Below are 13,764 nucleotides of genomic sequence, written 5' to 3' on the forward strand. Positions count from 1 at the left end.
AAGGCAACCCAGAGACATCGCAGGATGAGTTGAAATGAGGCACTCAGCGTGAGAGGCGGCAATACCCGCCAGGAACGGCTCGCACTTGGATGGCGTCATTATATCGTTCCTCGGAGTAGTTCTACCTTCGAAAATTTATAAAAGCTATCGCTAGCTTACCCACGGAGGGCCAAGTGCCATTATCAATGGCTATAGTGGTCAACTAATCACGGACAGAGGCTTCGCATGACGGCAGAAAAAGAAGACAACGGCTCCGCACTGATGAAACTTGTTGAGGCGATTGCCATTACGCCCAAGGATGCCCGAGAACTAGTCGCTCAGTATGAAAGCCAGGTCAGCAAGGCACAACCGGATGCCAGCGATGAGCGCATCCAGACGCTGGTTATTGACAAGATCATCGAACGCTACTCCAAAATGGCAGCGGTATCCGGCGGCGCAACGTCCTTGGCGGGCGTCATTCCAGGAATCGGTACGGCAGTGGCGATGGTCGGGGGCAGCGCAGCGGACGTTTCGTTATGCATGAAACTGCAAATCGATATGACGATGTGCCTTGGCATTGCGATCAACAACAAAATGTCCAACGAAGACGCCAAACACATGTCCTTCGTCATTGCGCTCTGCGGATCGCTAGAGCAAATGGCTTCAAGCGGCGCCACCAATGTCGCTTCGAAGGCAGCTGTTAGGGTTGTCAGTGAATACCTAAAAGGCGCCACACTTCAGACCATCAAGCAGCTTTTCAAGCAGGAGGGCATCAACTTCACTAAAGCTGCAGTGTCCAAAGCCATTCCATTCGGGGTTGGTGTCGTGATCGGCACTGCAGCCAATTACGCGCTGACTCGTTATGTGGGTAGCGTGGCCCGGGATGTATTTTTGCTTCATGTAGAGGGTAGTGAGTCCGGTGAGCCCATCAGTGCATGACCCAAGAAGTTGAGCTGATTCGATTGCAGTGCCTGGGAAGCAGCATGGAGGCCATGAAGATGAATAATGAGCACATTGATATCCCCGTAACCGGTGGAAATCTGCGCAGAGGTCATTTCTATATCCCCCGAACGTCTGCTATTACACCCGCCGATACCTGGGGTGGGAGAAACAAATCTGAAGCAGCGCGGCCGGTGACAGTTCAATTCGAAGGTACGAACGAATGGGTGTCCACCGATATCGACGGCACCAAGAGGATCTTCAGATACGCCCGGGGCGAGACAATGCGATTCTTCAAACACTACGGCATAGCTGAGGGTGAAACCATCAGACTTGTCCGAGTCGCGGAGCGCTCCTTTCATGTCCGTTATGAAGCAGCCTTTTCACTCTTTTCGATCAGCATTGAAGAGAGCCTGGGCCCTGTCGAACGGCGGCTGGTCGCGGTTTCAAGACTGGTTCGGGACTCCACCATCGCGCAGGAAGTCAAAAGCCTGTATGGATACAGGTGTCAGGTCTGCGGGGAGTCCGTACAGACATTCGCAGGCCCTTACGCAGAAGCGGCACACATCCGCCCGTTGGGTGCCCCCCACTATGGCCCGGACATTCAAAGTAACCTGTTGTGCCTGTGCCCAAACCACCATGTCATGTTCGATAACGGCGGTTTTGTGATCAATGACGATCTTTCATTCGGCGGCATTAAAGGCAGGCTTCAGGTCAGTCCGACACATCTGATTGATCCGGCCAACCTTGAATACCATCGGTGGTTTTGGGATGCGATCGCCCTATCCTGAAATAAAGAATAGAGCTGACTCATCCAGCGATTGGAAAAGCCGCCCCAGGGATCAAGTCCTGGGCACCGGCCGATTAAGAAACTGAACCTCTACCCTGCGGTTTTTCTCATCCCCCGGCTCTACGCCTGGCAACGGCTGCGAGTCACCAAACCCCGCCACAATGACCCGTCTTGCTTGCTGTTCATTCAACACTTCGATCAACAACTTGCGCGCCTCCCGGGCCCGTGCGGCGGAGAGGGTGAAGTTGTCATCATAGACCGTGCAGAACTTCGCAAAATCGATCACAGGCCTTGTGACTTGCACGTTATCCGTATGCCCCTCCACAAACACCTGAGCTTGAGCCGAGCCGTTGACGAACTCCGCCACTTTCGGCCCCAGCCGAGACAGTGCATGTCGGGCCTCGTCTGTCACACAGGCGCTGCCACGAGCAAAGATTCGGTCACGTAAGGTGATCTTCGAACCGACCAGGTCAAAGGATACCAGGCCGGACTCGCCCTCCTCGTCCATGGTGCTCTGCATCGATTTCAGCATATCGACCATGCGTTGCTGTTCGGCCTGCGCGCCCTGGCTTTTCTCTTGTTCGCGCTTGAGCGCCGCGAATTTGTTCTGCAACACCGACAGCACCAACAGCAGCATGACTACAGCCATGACCCCCGCCATGAGATCGGAGATCGAGATCCACTCATTAGGTTTCTCTTTCATGCCTCTTCCAAATCCTCAACGGGTTTGAAGGCCTGCACACTGTCATTGATGCCGTTGGCGACCTCAACTAGTTGAGTGAGCAATTTTTGCATTTCCGCAAATTCATCGTGAGGTTTAAGAAGCCGACGGGACAACTCGTCAATAGAACCCGGCATCTTCAGAATGGCCTCGGCCGCGTTAGAGTAGCGCTCACTCTGCGTCAGGATCGCCAACACCTGATTAAGGCCGGTGGTGACATTGACGGAGTTATTCCCAACACCTTCCGCAATCTGCTGCAAAGTGGCAGGCAGCGTTTCCAGCGATTGAGCAACTTTTGCAAAACTTTTCGTCAGACCGCCCATCTTCTGAGAACTTGTGGCTACTGACTCCAGGCCCTCGGCGATCCGATCGCCGATTAGCCCCATATTCCCTGTCATTGCCGTTACGTTGGTACTGAGTGCATCGCTCATCCCGTTGAATTGCAAACTGGTTGACTTCTGTACGGCAGAAGCTTGATCTATATTTTTTGCAACCTCCTCCATAGCTCCATTCACAGTCTCGGACATTCCGCCGATCGAGGTGGATATGTTGTCAGTGGCCTGACGCAAGTCGCCGGCAATACCAACCATGTTCTCTTTAAAACCGTTACTCATGACCTCAATGGTTCCGCCCAGATCCTGCTTCACCGAGACCATAATGTCCGCCAGATTGTTCGTCGTGGCCTCCATCTGAAGCGCCATGCCTGACAGATTGCGGGTGAAATCGTCATTCATCTCGGTCATCACGCCGTTGAGGTCGGTTTTAACGCCCTCCAGAACCTCTGTCATTTCGCGACCTAGTTTATCCACTACAGCCTTAAGGCTGGTTGCAGCGCTAGCCACCTCCTGTGCTGCTACGCCCATAGTTGCGCCTGCGTGTTGCAGCGCAATCTGGTTCTCTTGGCTGCTTTGCGTGAAATCGCTCAGCAGCTTGTTCGACTCGGCCGTCAAGCTAAAGATACTTGTCAGCGGCTCCAGACCTTTAGCAATCAGCACATCGCGGGCAGCCGCCTGCTCCGCCAGCTCACGGTTACTCGCGTTAAGCGCAATCTGGTTTTCAAGACTGCTTTGCGAGAAGTCGCTCAGCAGCTTGTTCGACTCAGACGCCAGGCTAACGATACTTGTCAGAGGCTCCAGACCTTTAGCAATCAGCACATCGCGGGCAGCCGCCTGCTCCGCCAGCTCACGGTTACTCGCGTTTAGTCCGGAAAAGCCAGCAGCGACGATCTCGAATTTTTGCAGCCAAGCCGCATTGCGCCTTTCAGCCAACTGCTGAGCCCGAATGTTCTGGCGGGACATTTCTACCTTCACCCCTTCGGTCTGTGCCTCCAGAGCGGTGACAATCAATTGGGAAGACCCTGTCAGCGATGCTTGAAGCTTTTCCTCGCTGGCAAGCTTCTCTTGTATGCGCATGGCACGGGCCTTACCGAGCTCGCCTTTCATCTTGTTGATGCACCATGTCAGCCGGCGCTCTTCAAACCCACTCCAGGACTCCCACACTTTGAGCAAGATAAACGCGATGATGCCCCAAGTAGACGTTTTGAACTTCGTACCCAAGCCTTGCATCATCGCCATCAGGTTCTGCATGGAGTCATCCATCGCACCTACAGACGAACCACTGCTCTGCAGGATCGAGGATGCCTTGTCCAGCGCGAGGCCAAGGCCTAGAAACGTTCCCAACAGACCGATGATCAACAATAGGCCAGGCATCATGCTGGCGAGCTTTTCCGCCGGTGTCGCAACCGCCTGGCTCAGCTCACTGATAGAGCCGTGCTCGACCTCCAGACCGGTCGGTGAGGAATCGAGCGCCTCACCTTCCCATTTACGCTGCCAGGATTTGGCATTGGCCTTGAAACTCACCGACAGAATGGACAGCGCCACCCCCAGTGCGATCACCGAGAAAAAGGTGATCTGGATGGGCTCCTGGCCGGGAGTCAGAAACTCGACGATGTCCTTGATCACACCCTCACCTCGACTTCCTTGAACGCTGCACCACGCGCCTTGCAGTCAGCCTTGAAGATGTTCGCGAAGTCAGTGATGAGTGCACGCTCATCCGGCGTCAGGGACGTCCACGCACGTCCGTTCTGAGCGCACTCGATCAGCAGCTTGCCGACTTCTCCGCCTTCCTCTGCCAGGTACTCGCGATCTTCCTCAATCAGTGTGGCCTCATCTTTTTCCAGCAACTGCAGGAAGCCCTCAGAAGCGTATACATAGTTGCGCTTCTCCCGCGCAGCAGTATCAAGAGCCTGTAACGTCTGACTGTCTTTGTCGGTGCTGATCACCAGGTTGGAAAGAAAGACCTGCTCCTCCGCCGTCAGCGGCTCGATATCCTGGCTCAGCTCCAGGCGCCGGCGCATGACCTTGTCTTTTGCCAGCTCTTTATTCAGAACGGCCCACTGCTGTTCAATGGCGTCGACATCCAAAGCCCAGGCAATAATCATTTCTTCGAACACGAACGGCACAAGCGGCTTGCCGAACAGCTTGATGGTCAGCAGATCCAGACGCTCGGTTTGTGATTCGCTCAAATGAGGTTGCTCGGAAATCAGACCAGCAGACACTTCAATGATGAAAAATAGATCGGGGTCGACATTCTCAATGGACTGTAGGTTGTCCATGATTTGCTCATATCCGGCCAACAGCTTTTGCGCCGCGCGAATGCGCAGGTAATGTTCAAAGTCAGTCACCGTGCTTTGGCTGACGGCACGGGCGACCCTGGTTTTTACCAACAGATAGTTGTTAACCAGTTCGCTCGCCCTGAGAGCCTTCTTCTCTTCTTCAGGAACAATCGACATGGCCTCGGCGATGTCTACTGCATTCCGCTCGGCCGTTTGAATTTCAAGGTCATCAAGAATTTTCGTCTTGATTTCGCGCGCCATGCGAATGATCCATTCAACAGCTTTCTGCAGGTTTTCGGCAATCGGATGCTTGTCCAGCTGCTCAACGAATGCCAAAGCCCGCTCCAACCCCAACGCCAGCGCCTTTGCCCAAGGCCAGGGTACCGCCTTGGCTGCGACTAAAAGCCCAGCGCGAACCTTACTAATGTAGGGCTGCACAGTGCGCCAGACCTTCTGCACATCACCTACAAAGGTTTCGGCTTCGTCGGCCAGCCAACCTATGGCCTTGGCGGCCATTTCCTTGCCTTTTTTCACCACGGTAGACGCGACTGAAACGACGGCCGACACGGCCGAAGAAATCCCGTTGACCAGCGAACTGAACCATCCCATAACTGCTCCTTAATTGACGCCCAGCATCTTTCTGGCTGCGTCCAATTTAATATTTCCGTTAGAACGTTGTTCAGCCGTCAACTCCACGAGCGTGGTGCGCATCTGAGCAATCGCTTCTTCCAAATGACGAAGTAAAAGAATGGGCTCACCTTGTTCCAGCAAGGGTTTTGGCAGTGCCAAACGCATGCAGCTGCGAATTTCGCGGCCAGAAAAGCCGTCCGACAGGTCAGTAAGTGCCTCAAGCAGTTCGTCGCGCGACGCCTCGATCGGAATGCCTACTACCAGCATCTTTGACCAGATAGAGCGACGTTCCTCAGCCCCGGGCAGCTCGAACTTGATATGTTGAGAGATTCTGCTAACGAATGCCGCGTCGTAGTTTTTGCCAAAGTTGGTGGCAAATACGACTACCCCCTCATGCCTCTCAAGCTCAATGAGCAATGTCGAGCGCATGGCATTGACTTCGTTATCAATGCCCTGGGTAACCGAAGAGAGCCGTTTGCCCAGCAAGGTATCGGCTTCATCGAAAAACAAGACTGCGCCTTCGGCAAGAGCGGTTTTGAATACTTGCACAATGTTTTTCGAGGTATCGCCCATGAACTTGCTTTCAAGGTCGGAGATGCTGATGAACATCAACGGTTTGCCCAGGCTACCCGCCAGCGCTTCAGCAGTGAGCGTTTTACCGGTTCCCGGCGGGCCGTAAAAATTCAGCACCACGCCTTTGCCCGCGGGATCGACGCTTGCGAAGCCCCATTCAACATAAATTTTCTGAAAGTACTTTATCTTCGCAAGCGCCTCCTCGAGTTGCTGCCGAATCGAGGCACCAAGGACCACGTCATTGAGCGTATAGCGAGCAGCAATAGCTTGATGGGCTGCGGTTTTTTCATCTACAGGCTCGGGAGATTCAAGCCCTTCCCTGAACTGTTGCCGTATGCGGCCGTACAAATATTCCTTTGAGGACATGAACATTTAATCCGTGTTGTTCACGACAGACCGGACTCGAAGCAGATTTGAAACCCCTGCGTCCGACGGTCCTGCAAAATGGGGAACGTCCTTCATGACCGAGGTCAGGACGGCTTGAGTTCTTTCAAAAAAAACTGATCTGTAAGGCATCGACCTGGATCCAAATTCCTTGAATGCATTTATTGGTCTAAACCGGCGGAGACACCACCCGTGCCAGGCCAAATAATGTCATTACGCTATCAGCCCTGTATAGCCTTCCTTTGGTCAAAGTCGCCTTGCCCGCGATAACAGCTCCGCCAGCGTCCTCTCCAGCCATCCCGCAGCTCGCATCGTCAATGCCTCACTCCCGCATTTCGGACACTGCTTAAACCACTCCCCCGGCCGTAGAGCATCACTCTGAGGCGCCACTGTCTTCTTCCAACCACATTCACTGCACACAAACGTAAAAGGCCTAGGTTTTATCGGCATCGCTGACCTCCGGAATATTTGCTCACCCTCATTGCCATCACCCGATTAATAACCGGGATACTTACGCTCGATCATCTGATCGAACTCCCCGCCATACCCACAAAAATCCCGAGGCACTCTTTCGATATCCTTGGCGATTTGTTCGATGACGTCGCGCAATTCCAGCTTTTCATACCAGCGTGCCGGTATCGCGGCCGGGCCATATTGGATGCCCAGCAGGTGCCCGGCGATCAGACCCGTACTGTCACTGTCACCGCTATGGTTCACTGCGTTGATCACGCCCTGTTCTAAAGAGTCGGCGCTGAGTGCACACCACAACCCAATGGCCAACGCTTCTTCTGCCACCCATCCCGCGCCTAAATCGGCAATACGTTGCGGTGTAGGGCGATAGCCTTCGTAGAAAAAGAACAACACGCGTTCGAGCATGCTGCGAGTTTCTTCCATGCCCACTTTCTGCCCATGCTTTGCCAGGCTTTCGGTCACCGCATGTTCCAGGCTGTCTTGTCGATCGACCATGCGCTGGAGGATGTCGGCGAACAGTCCTGCCGCCATATACCCCGTAGGATGCCCGTGAGTCAGGCGGCCGGATTCGGCGGCGTATTCAAAGGTGTTGGCGAAGAAGGCGCAGGGCGCGACGCGCATGACTGCGCCGCATCCTTTGCTGTCATTCTCGGCCTGCATGCCGAGTCGGGTGCTAGCCTTGAGGGCGCTCAGGCAGGTAGTACCGGGCGCACGACGGGACCAAAGGGCGAGTTCGTCAATCAACCAGCCGTCTCTGCTGATAGGCATCGCAGTAGGGTAATCCTGGGTCATCAGCCAGCGCAGCAGGGAGTGATGAATAACACTGGGCACGTGGCAAGTATGTCCCGAGCTACCTCGCACATAAGCTCGCAGCAGACCTTCGGCGGTGAACAACATCATTTGCGTGTCGTCGGTGATTGCGCCAGTGATGCCGTAAGCCGGGGTAAAATCAACGATTCCGCGGCGACCGAATTTCGCTTCGATGGCGGGCCACTCAAGGAATTCCACCGGGGCACCCAAGGCATCGCCAACAGCACCAGCCAGCAGACAACCTTTGATTCTTTCGAGTCTGTTCATGTCATTCCCCCTTACGCAGCCGGTACCAGTGCCTGCAAAATCACCACCTTTCCCTTGAGCTGTTCGACATGTGCTTTCTCCGCTCGCAAGGCCGAACGCAGCTCTTTATTCTCCATTTCCCAGATGCTCGCCCAGCGTGCAGTCTTTTGGCAGCCGAGCATCATCTGCCAGATTTCGCGTAACCTCAGGGTCTGCATTACCAGCACCAGCAGGATCACTCCCAGCAATATCAATGCACCTGTAGAAACTACGTCCAACGCGTTCATGTCCGCTTCCTTGGTGAGTTCGAGAAATCTCTAAGACAGCAACACGATATGTAGTGTTAAACGACAGGTCTAGAATGTAGACTTATACAGGTAAAGTATTCACACACATGGAGGGGACATGAAACGCAAGCAATCCATCGAGCAGGTTCGCTGGGACCTGGCACTTCGCTATCGTTTGATAGAAACCGTTGTCTGGTGGGAAGGCCGGCTGACCACGGGACACCTGATGCAGAGCTTCGGCATCAGTCGGCAGCAGGCGTCGAAGGACATCAACACCTACATCAATGAACATGCGCCTAAAAACCTTACATATGACAAACAGATAAAGGGCTATGTGCCAAGTAAGGTGTTCAAGCCACTGTTCATCGATGACAGCGCCAGCGCCTATTTGCACCTGCTGTATCAAAACAATGCGCGCGCGCCGCACATTGAGGGCCTGGCCCTCGCTTATGCCCACACCAAGGTGCTGGAAGTGCCGGATCGCTCGATCAAGGCGGAGATCCTTCGGCCGTTGCTCAAGGCCTGCCGCGACCACCTGCGCCTGGACATAGACTACGTGTCGCTGAATAGCCCTGACCCCGAGGGTCGCACGATCGCGCCGCACACCCTGGTGTACACCGGCATGCGCTGGCACGTTCGCGCCTACTGCGAGAAAAACCGTGAATACCGCGATTTTGTTCTGAGTCGACTACGCGGTGTGCCTGACGTGCGGGATGATGAAACCGAAAATGGCATCGATGGAGATGATGTCTGGAACACCGAGGTGGCGGTGATCATCAAGCCCGACGAGCGCCTGACGCCAGCGCAGAAGGCGATCATCCAGACTGATTTCGGTATGGTGGATGGGCAGCTAGAGATTCCCAGTCGCCAAGCGTTAGTGAAGTATGTGTTGCAGCGGTATCAGATCGATCCCAAGAATCTAGACCCAAAGCCGGAGGCGCAACAGATAGTGGTGGGGAACCTGAAGGAGTTGAAACCCTGGTTGTATGACTGAGGGAGTCAGGGATACACCTCCATTCCAGGCAGCGCGTTCCCTGAACTTGCGCATTGCAGCGCAATACTCAGGGGCCGAACGCGTCAGAAGTCGTCGTAAATCGAGTGGGCCTGGGCGAGGTCGTTCTTGATTAGCTGGAAAAACCCACGCTCCACATCCGCCACCCGGTATGTCCCACCGTAGTAAGTCAAACTGATGCAACGACACTCAGAGCGCCACAGATCGTACACCTGCTCGTTGGCTTGGGTAATTGGAATGCTTGTCGGATATAGGGTCAGTCGATCCAAAGCCCTACTGATTGGCCTCGTCTGTTTCTTCAGCTTACTGATTTGCAAATCCAGCACGCAATACTCCTGCGGGTTCAGGAACATCAGAATCTTGGACACGAAAGAGATATTTGAGTAGCTGGGAAACCCGAGTCGCTTGAGCGCAGCCAACGAGGGGGTACCTGTGCTAACCAGGCCATTGAACGAGGCGTAAGGAGCAAACGAGCCAATCAGTGAGTTAAATTTTGCGAATCGGCTATCTCTGTAGCCGGCCGTCGCGTTTCCCCAATAAATGATGTTGCCCAGGCCTTGCTCGATATCGGTAGGCACCGTCGACCGCAGTTGGGTCTGAATGATCGACTCCAGTTGTTGAATACTGCTCGCTACCTGAGGGTTCTGGTGTTTCGGCAATGCGTGATCGTAGTAGTCCAAAGGGAAGCTATAGGTATGGATGGAGTGCTCCAGGGCCTCTATCTGGGTCCGGTTTAACGACATAGGTTGTTCCTTTAAGGGTCAACAGAGGGCAGCGCCAGTTGCGCCAAGGGCGTTACCGATGAGAGACGTATCGACACGAAGTCATGCTTCTTGAGTTTGCTGCATTGGATGAATGAGGATGCTTGCTTGAACTCGCTTTAGGTTCCGGATGTCGCAGCCGGTCCACGCTCGGGAATCACATCAAGCCTTTCCGTCACACTCATCTACGAAAGAATGCCGTCGAACTTCCTCGCTTTCAGCCCCAGGATGAGGCTGCCCCTGGGACTTTCCATCGATACGCATTTGACCTTGAGCTGGGCACAGATGGCGCTGCCGATATCGATGTCGAGCCCCACTAGATTACCGTCGGGAGCCTTCGACTCGAACGGAGCGTAACTGGGATCGACACCGAAGCGAATGACAGTCCAATCCGTTGCATAGATTGGGGCCAAACTCAGGCAGCTCAGCGAATAACCGGAGCAATCGCACGGTCAGCGCCTTTTCACTCAGAGGAAAAATGTCACGACAGGAGTTGTCGCAAGCTTGGCGATAATGGAACCTCACCGCAAAAAACCGATCACCGGGGCCTCTCATGACGCGCAATGACTACCTTACTAATCCGACCGTAAAAGATTTCATCGAGTGGCTCAGCGGCAACCTGGACAACGCCACGATTCGTCATCAGTACCTGAATCGACAGAGTAAGACCTTGTGGTATTGCGACAACCTTGCCGACGCTTACTCGGTATACCAATGGCAACATCCTGCAATCAAGCGCCTGCAGGTTCCGGCGGGTAAAACCGCAGTGAGCAACGATGTAGCTCTCAGCGCCCTAAAGGCCGAACTACAGAAGGCGTTGGCACTCGCCTCAGCGGTCAACGATGGAGCGTGCTGCCAAGCTGCTATCGACGTGATGATATGGGGCGGTGTACAGAGCAATAACGTTACCTGGCTCAATATGAACGTGCGCGGCCTGGCAGCTACCCTATCAGCCACCCGTTACGCCATCGACGCTGGCGTAACCGACGTCCCCATCCTTCAGGCCAAAGACCTCCGATTCAACGCAGGCATGACCAAGGTCTACTCGCTGGTCTGCAAGGACTTTGTCATTTATGACAGCCGTGTTGCAGCAGCGCTTGGCTGGGGCGTAGTGATGTACTGCAAAGCTCGACAACTGAAGACTGTTCCGGAAACTTTGACTTTCCCATGGGCACCTGCGAAGGAAACCGGTAAGCATTTCGTGAAATCCCGAAACCCATCCGAAGGAAAGTTTCGTTTCCCCCGCCTGAAAGCTGGTTCCCACCATGCGGAATGGAACATGAAAGCAAGCTGGATTCTCAGCAGTGTAGTTGCCCATCCAAACGCTGCTGCGAGCGCATTCCTAGCCAATGACGGAACCAACGTTGATCCACTCCGCCGCCTGGAGGCCGCTTTATTTATGATCGGGTATGATCTTTGGAATTATCCAGAGGAAGACCAAGGATCAACTCAACAGTTCGAGCAGGATCTCTCATGGATCGATTGCTGCACACCCACTCGCCGCAAGCCCTTCCGTTACAAGCTCACCGATGAAGGTTTCAGCGTTGAAGGAGGTCCATACTTCCCTATCGGGGTCGTAAACAAAACCTTGGGCAACCTCCAGAAAACGTTCGGCATCCAGCCTTTCCCGTTAGCCAACAAGGCCGATAACGTACGCAACGGTGATAGCGCCGAAGGGATCGGAACCGCATACCACCACGCTACAAACGGACATGGCAACATCCCCGACACCAGCAAGTTGGCGGCGATTCTCGAAAATCTTGGGGTATTCACTGTAAATCACAGCACCAAACTATGGTCGCTGAACGCTGACCTGTTAGCTACGAACGTCGACGGGCAGCCCGACATCGCGCCGGTCATTCTGCGTACGATGGATGAGGACTGCCATTGAGCCATAGCCAGCCCAGGTCATTCAGAGCATCAGGGTGTGAAGCCATCGCATCACCACGCAGAGATTCATAGTGGACTCGTAACTTGCCAGGTTCGACCATGCCGCGAAGCGGAATGGCGGCCTTGATTTGATAGTAAGTCGCCAGGCAAAAACCGTTGGCTTGGCTGATCTCAAAAATTCGTAGTGAAGGAATACCGATGCCGGCCTAAAGGGCCAGCACGTCGTCCGGCTCGAAAAACCGGACGCTATTGACCATGGGCAATATACCCTCCAACAGATTGAACACCAGGGCGTCTTTAGTCATGCTCATGTCCTGATAGGCGAACTTATTGGCCCGACCACTCTCCAGACAGGCGCGACAACCCGTGTCGCATAGCAATCCAAATAATTGAAAGGCAGGGATATCGCAGTGGAACAACTCTTTCGTCAGGAAGTGCTGCTAGGTTTGCTACCCCGCATGGAAAGCGCCATCGACACAAAAACCATCCATGAACGCCTCGAAAATCAAGGAATATCTGTCGACCTACGCACCCTACAACGTCATCTACGCGAGTTGGAGAAACGCTTCCCTCATGTAAAAAGTAAACCTAAATCACCTAAAGCCAAAGCTAGGATCTGGTGGGCAGACAGATCACTTTCTCGCCTAAGCCTGCTACCGACCGATGCGATGAGCCTAGTGATGATCATGGACCACGCCAGTCGGTTTGGTATGGCGGCCCAAGTCACCAATCTTTCGGCACTGCATGAATATGCCCGGTCTTTGATGCGTGAAGCCAGGCCGTCTCAGGACTGGTCTAAGAAAGTCATCAGCAACACCCGCTTCATCACTTTAAGACCAGGCAAAGTAGACCCTCAAGTGCTCGAAACCCTTCAAAAGGCGCTACTTGATGACTACGCTGTTGAAGCTCAATACCTCAAGCGCGGCGCACCCGAAGCTAAGTCCTATCGTCTTCTACCGCTCGGATTGTCCTATCAAGATTCCAACATTTACCTCTCCTGCGTATTTGCGAATCAAATAGACGCCCTGCCAGTGGCCTTGCCACTACATCGGTTCATTTCAGTCACAACAATTCCAGAAACAATAGCGGCCCCTGATAACTACGATATCAACTCGGTTAGCGCACAGCGTAGCCTGATCAGCCTTGCGTCGGATGAACCGGTACCGCTACGTCTGCTTTTAAGCCAAGAGATGTATGAGCGACTAGCGGAAAACCCACTCACAGAAGATCAACAACTGCTCGATGAAAATGGCTGCCGTACGATGGTAGGCAGCACCCACCTAAGCCAAGGCCTAGAACTTTGGCTTCTCAGCCAAGGTGACAATCTTGAAGTGGTCGAACCGTCTATCCTGCGCGAGAAAATGGCAGCCACCGCACAAAAAATGACGGCGCTTTATTTGAAATAATTAGAATACGACATAGCGTGTCGCACGTTGCGTAAAGACTCTTTTCTTACCAAATCCAAGGAGTCTTGACGATGAAAACCTACAAAGCCTTCATGCAACGTGTCACGCCTAACGCAGGTCCAGCGGCCAACTTCACCATCACAGTGCAAGCCATCACCTCGGCCATGGCTAAGGTGACGGCTGAAGCCCAATACCCCGGCTATAAATGTCCCAACAGTCCGGTGCAGGTGCGCTGAGAAAACCAGCACACG

13 protein-coding genes and 1 pseudogene are annotated in these 13,764 nt (G+C 53.8%); 6 read left to right on the forward strand and 8 right to left on the reverse strand.

All coding sequences use genetic code 11. The features are described from left to right. The first annotated feature begins 225 nt into the window (after positions 1–225). On the forward strand, positions 226–918 hold the full coding sequence (locus FQ182_RS23620) for a hypothetical protein (RefSeq protein ID WP_149414099.1): 693 nt from the start codon (positions 226–228) through the stop codon (positions 916–918). After that, on the forward strand, positions 915–1,709 hold the full coding sequence (locus tag FQ182_RS23625; protein ID WP_149414098.1) for an HNH endonuclease: 795 nt from the start codon (positions 915–917) through the stop codon (positions 1,707–1,709). The genes FQ182_RS23620 and FQ182_RS23625 overlap by 4 nt, the downstream gene beginning before the upstream one ends. A gap of 51 nt (positions 1,710–1,760) precedes the next feature. Here FQ182_RS23625 and FQ182_RS23630 read toward each other — a convergent pair whose 3' ends face one another. From FQ182_RS23630 to FQ182_RS23660, 6 genes are all read right to left on the reverse strand, one after another. Then, a complete protein-coding gene (locus tag FQ182_RS23630) occupies positions 1,761–2,411 on the reverse strand; it encodes an OmpA family protein (protein WP_149414097.1) in 651 nt (216 codons plus the stop codon). After that, positions 2,408–4,390, reverse strand: coding sequence for a hypothetical protein (locus FQ182_RS23635; RefSeq protein ID WP_149494041.1), 1,983 nt, complete (start codon positions 4,388–4,390; stop codon positions 2,408–2,410). The genes FQ182_RS23630 and FQ182_RS23635 overlap by 4 nt, the downstream gene beginning before the upstream one ends. After that, the gene (locus tag FQ182_RS23640) at positions 4,387–5,652 is read right to left on the reverse strand and encodes a hypothetical protein (protein ID WP_149414095.1); all 1,266 of its coding nucleotides are present in this window, start codon (positions 5,650–5,652) and stop codon (positions 4,387–4,389) included. The genes FQ182_RS23635 and FQ182_RS23640 overlap by 4 nt, the downstream gene beginning before the upstream one ends. A 9-nt stretch (positions 5,653–5,661) precedes the next feature. Further along, complete coding sequence (locus FQ182_RS23645; protein WP_149414094.1) at positions 5,662–6,612, reverse strand: ATP-binding protein; 951 nt, start codon at positions 6,610–6,612, stop codon at positions 5,662–5,664. A gap of 513 nt (positions 6,613–7,125) precedes the next feature. Then, positions 7,126–8,178 (reverse strand): ADP-ribosylglycohydrolase family protein, encoded by a 1,053-nt coding sequence (locus FQ182_RS23655; RefSeq protein WP_149414092.1) that lies wholly within the window; start codon positions 8,176–8,178, stop codon positions 7,126–7,128. An 11-nt stretch (positions 8,179–8,189) separates the two neighbouring features. Further along, entirely contained in the window at positions 8,190–8,444 is a 255-nt protein-coding gene (locus FQ182_RS23660; protein WP_149414091.1) for a hypothetical protein, read from the reverse strand. A 118-nt stretch (positions 8,445–8,562) separates the two neighbouring features. Between FQ182_RS23660 and FQ182_RS23665 the strand changes: the two genes are divergently transcribed. After that, on the forward strand, positions 8,563–9,438 hold the full coding sequence (locus FQ182_RS23665; protein WP_149414090.1) for a WYL domain-containing protein: 876 nt from the start codon (positions 8,563–8,565) through the stop codon (positions 9,436–9,438). Positions 9,439–9,521: 83 nt separating this feature from the next. Here the strand turns inward: FQ182_RS23665 and FQ182_RS23670 are convergent, their stop codons facing one another. Both FQ182_RS23670 and FQ182_RS23675 read right to left on the reverse strand, forming a co-directional pair. After that, the gene (locus FQ182_RS23670; protein ID WP_149414089.1) at positions 9,522–10,199 is read right to left on the reverse strand and encodes a hypothetical protein; all 678 of its coding nucleotides are present in this window, start codon (positions 10,197–10,199) and stop codon (positions 9,522–9,524) included. Between the two features lie 206 nt (positions 10,200–10,405). Further along, positions 10,406–10,645: pseudogene (locus FQ182_RS23675) on the reverse strand (transporter substrate-binding domain-containing protein); the annotation flags it as partial. Between the two features lie 125 nt (positions 10,646–10,770). Between FQ182_RS23675 and FQ182_RS29885 the strand changes: the two are divergent. From FQ182_RS29885 to FQ182_RS29890, 3 genes are all read left to right on the forward strand, one after another. Further along, positions 10,771–12,108, forward strand: a complete 1,338-nt coding sequence (locus FQ182_RS29885; protein WP_178114514.1) for a hypothetical protein — start codon at positions 10,771–10,773, stop codon at positions 12,106–12,108. A gap of 409 nt (positions 12,109–12,517) precedes the next feature. Continuing rightward, positions 12,518–13,513 carry a YafY family protein gene (locus FQ182_RS23685; RefSeq protein ID WP_149414088.1) on the forward strand — a complete coding sequence of 332 codons (996 nt, stop codon included), beginning with the start codon at positions 12,518–12,520 and terminating at the stop codon, positions 13,511–13,513. A 71-nt stretch (positions 13,514–13,584) separates the two neighbouring features. Then, complete coding sequence (locus FQ182_RS29890; RefSeq protein WP_178114515.1) at positions 13,585–13,749, forward strand: hypothetical protein; 165 nt, start codon at positions 13,585–13,587, stop codon at positions 13,747–13,749. Positions 13,750–13,764: the final 15 nt, after the last annotated feature.

The sequence above is a fragment of the Pseudomonas sp. ANT_H4 genome, assembly GCF_008369295.1.
Taxonomy (GTDB): domain Bacteria; phylum Pseudomonadota; class Gammaproteobacteria; order Pseudomonadales; family Pseudomonadaceae; genus Aquipseudomonas.